Below are 3,301 nucleotides of genomic sequence, written 5' to 3'. Positions count from 1 at the left end.
GGATAAGGCTGCTTGACTACCGTTAATATAATAATCGGGCAACTGCTCTTTGCCTTGCAAAACAGCGAAAATCATTGAAAATGATTTTATCCTGTTATTGCCACGGGATATAAGGCAATTGACAGGGCTTACACTCGTACTGCCGCTTTTATATACGTCATATACGGATATAATAAAAGTCTATTCTCAATGGTTCTTGCTTTCGCAAGTGGTGCAGTCGGCAGAGGGGGTAGCACTGATGTCGCTATAATCATTGTAGCGGTTTTAATCATTGTTCCCGGCATATCGGCTGCCAATGCTCCGTTACTACAAACAAGGAAATTTCCATGATGGTTCGCTGTGTCTGGCTTTGTCCGTGTTATTCCGCCATACGTCCTGCTTTTTCTTTTCGGAGGTCGTTTCCTTGATTGCGCGACGAAATTACAACCCCGGCACGGAATATCCAAATTTTCAGCACCTTGCGACTTGCATTGACTAATGGCTGAATGAAATCGGCTAATTCTCTGCCAGGATTGCTATATTAAGTTACGAAAATTTTTCGGAATTTGCAAATGATGTGTTGATTTCACTGCGCAGGAGGCAGTGCATTACCAAAATATCCGGCTAATCCAAATGCAAACGCTATGAATCCCACTAAAATTAAGATAATGCCTCCGATTATAAGTGTTAGAAGCACCACAAGCCAAGGATAATGAATTTTTTGCGCCAGTAGATTCATTATCCAACGCATTAGAAATAATGCGAGAACCAATATACTTATGAAAACAACAACCCCCATTTATCAATCGGGAAAATTGATAAGGTCGAAATACATCGCCCTTGTAGGAGAATGTTTGTCTTTATCGGAGAGGAACATAAAGCCGCATTTCTCATAGAATGGCACGGCGGCTGCGTATGCGTCAACCGTGATGAAACGGCAAGCACTTCGGCGCATAGTGGCGAAAATATGCTTTACTTGCAGGAGAATCGCCCTGCCTATCTGCTTTCCGGCATAGTCTTTCGAGATGGCAAGACGACCGATTTTAACTGCCGGATATTCCTTGCGCCGTTTGGAGTTAGCTACGCGGCGGTTAAGACGGTTCCACAGTTTCTTCTCATCGGGGTCAAAAACAATCTTGTCGTTTAGCAGGCTGTAATAAGCAACGGTCTTGTCCGCCTCGTTATCTTCGAGCAGATAGGTCAACGCCATCATCGACTTGTAGTAGTTGACAGCATCGGAAATTAAAAAGTCATTCAAATCGGCATCGCCGCAATCGAATGACTTTATCCGTGTATCGGCATCTATCTGCCGGAAAGTGAATTTGTCAAAGTCCATAATTACATCGGGAATGTGCTTATGGCTTTGAACGCCTCATACGCCTTTCTCGCCGCTTCCTTTTCAGCCTTGCTGACGGGAGCGGGATTCGCCATTCTCTTGGCGAAATTCTCAGCGTCCTTGCCCCTTAATACGGGGGTTTCTTTGATAGGTCGTGCCATGTCTGTACTCCTTTGTTGCTTATTAGATTACAAAGATACAACAAATTTCTGATATATAGAGTTGTTAAGTCGAGAAATCTTGCAACCTTGATTGCAAGTATGCTGTGAGAGGAAAAAGGACACCGGGTATCCCTCCCAGTGTCCCACCACTAAAATCCACAATCAAAATAAATTTATGACTGCGATTCGTATGCAAAGTTAAGTCTTTATTATCACTTGCGCAACCTTATAACGCTCCGGCAGTGCGGAAAGTGCAGAAGATAAAGCAATTTATTTCATTGATGAGTAGTTGACTGAACCAAGACTGTTGATTGCTTTCGACATTAGGTCATCACTCGCACGAGTGTATTTTTCAGTATGTTTGAGGCTACTGTGTCCTAAGAGAGTTGATACAATCTTGATGTTCGCGCCTCCGTTAAGAAGATTAACGCCGAAACTATGTCGGGCGCAATGCCATGTTATGTGCTTGTCTATCCCGGCTCTTTTCACCCAACGTTTAACGGCTTTCAAACAAGCAGTATGAGATGGTAACGGGAAAATCTTATTATCCCTATCATCTGTCGTTTCGGGTTGTCCTACTAACGAAAGTATATCTTCATTTAAGGGAATGACAACACCACTCGCCGAACTATGTCCGCGTGTCTTATTCTGCTCAAATATAAGCAACTTGTTTGCATAGTCAATATTTCGATATGTTATGTCGCTTACATCACACCAACGCAGGCCGCAGAACAAACTGAATAGAAAGGCACGTTGTATCACTGGGTTTTCATTTGCATAATGCGTTTCCATTAGCCTTTTGATTTCTTCCGGCGAAAGCACTTCCTTTTTAAGCGTCTTTTCATCGACTTTGATTGTTATTCCGTCGCATGGATTTTTCGGCAGAATATCTTTCTCAACGGCGTTGGTGAGAACCTTTTTGAAACGTTGGTAGATTGATTGAGGACCTTCACCTTTACCGTGAGCTTTGAGGTATTCTACAAAAGCCAACATCATCTCCTTGGTTAATTGCTGTTGACGTATAATTCGGTCATACATAGCATACGCCGGTGTTTCTTTGAGAAAGGCACGAAAACGACGATGCGCCAATTGTATCATTCTTTTATCAGCCTTAGTGTAGTTTTCTATGTATTCCTCAAAGAAATCATGGAAATTTGAGATACGCTCTTTCTTTAAGCGATACCCCTCTCTATCCTCCAATAGTTGTTGCTCTCGCTCAAACCTTATTTTTTCGGCAAGTGCGAGTGTGTTTTTGTTTTGTAGCCGTTCTTGTTGGGTTCGAGGTGCAATCCAAATGTAGAGATTGAGATTTTCTTTTCGGCGGTCATGTTTGATTTTGTACTTAGGTTTGCCTTTCATTGCTCCGGCGGTATAATATACCGGATTGCCGTCCTCATCAAGAACAGGTGTTTCGGTACGACCGAGATAAAATTCAAGATATAGACTTGCTCGACCGTCGCTCAAAGTGGCTTGTTGTAGTTTCGGGTTTTGTTTGTTCTTAGTCTTGATATTTGCCATAATAGTTTCTTTTCTACAAATTTACCTATACTAACGCAAAAGGTAAAATTGGGTTAAAGAGTCTTTAACAGTTCTATAACAAACAACGTGTACTAAAAGTGTACTACTTGGCAAAAAAGATAGAAAAATCAGCAAATCAATATAATTGAGATTCGGTGTAATTTGTTGGTTATCATTACATTTAATTGTGGGTGTTTCTATGTGTTTTCTTATGGTTATCCCGGGTCCGGGTACTGAAACGGGGAGTAGAGCAATCGGCTCCCTTTTTCTGTGCTCCCCATCGTAACTCGTTGGCCTATTAGTAGAT

Annotated in this window: 3 protein-coding genes; all 3 read right to left on the bottom strand. The window is 42.0% G+C overall.

Translation table 11 applies throughout. The features are described from left to right. Window positions 1–781: 781 nt before the first annotated feature. The 3 genes from C5O24_RS11870 to C5O24_RS11865 all read right to left on the bottom strand — a co-directional run bounded on the left by C5O24_RS11870 (window position 782) and on the right by C5O24_RS11865 (window position 2,994). A complete protein-coding gene (locus tag C5O24_RS11870; protein WP_107036474.1) occupies window positions 782–1,315 on the bottom strand; it encodes a GNAT family N-acetyltransferase in 534 nt (177 codons plus the stop codon). A gap of 2 nt (window positions 1,316–1,317) precedes the next feature. Next, window positions 1,318–1,476: a hypothetical protein gene (locus C5O24_RS14260; RefSeq protein WP_164913280.1), complete on the bottom strand. Its 159-nt coding sequence runs from the start codon at window positions 1,474–1,476 to the stop codon at window positions 1,318–1,320. A 270-nt stretch (window positions 1,477–1,746) separates the two neighbouring features. Continuing rightward, on the bottom strand, window positions 1,747–2,994 hold the full coding sequence (locus C5O24_RS11865; RefSeq protein WP_107036475.1) for a tyrosine-type recombinase/integrase: 1,248 nt from the start codon (window positions 2,992–2,994) through the stop codon (window positions 1,747–1,749). Window positions 2,995–3,301 lie beyond the last annotated feature (307 nt).

This window comes from Paramuribaculum intestinale (assembly GCF_003024925.1).
In the GTDB taxonomy this organism is placed as follows: domain Bacteria; phylum Bacteroidota; class Bacteroidia; order Bacteroidales; family Muribaculaceae; genus Paramuribaculum; species Paramuribaculum intestinale.
The sequence above is the reverse complement of the archived record's forward strand: the minus strand, read 5'-3'. Positions and strand labels throughout refer to the sequence as shown.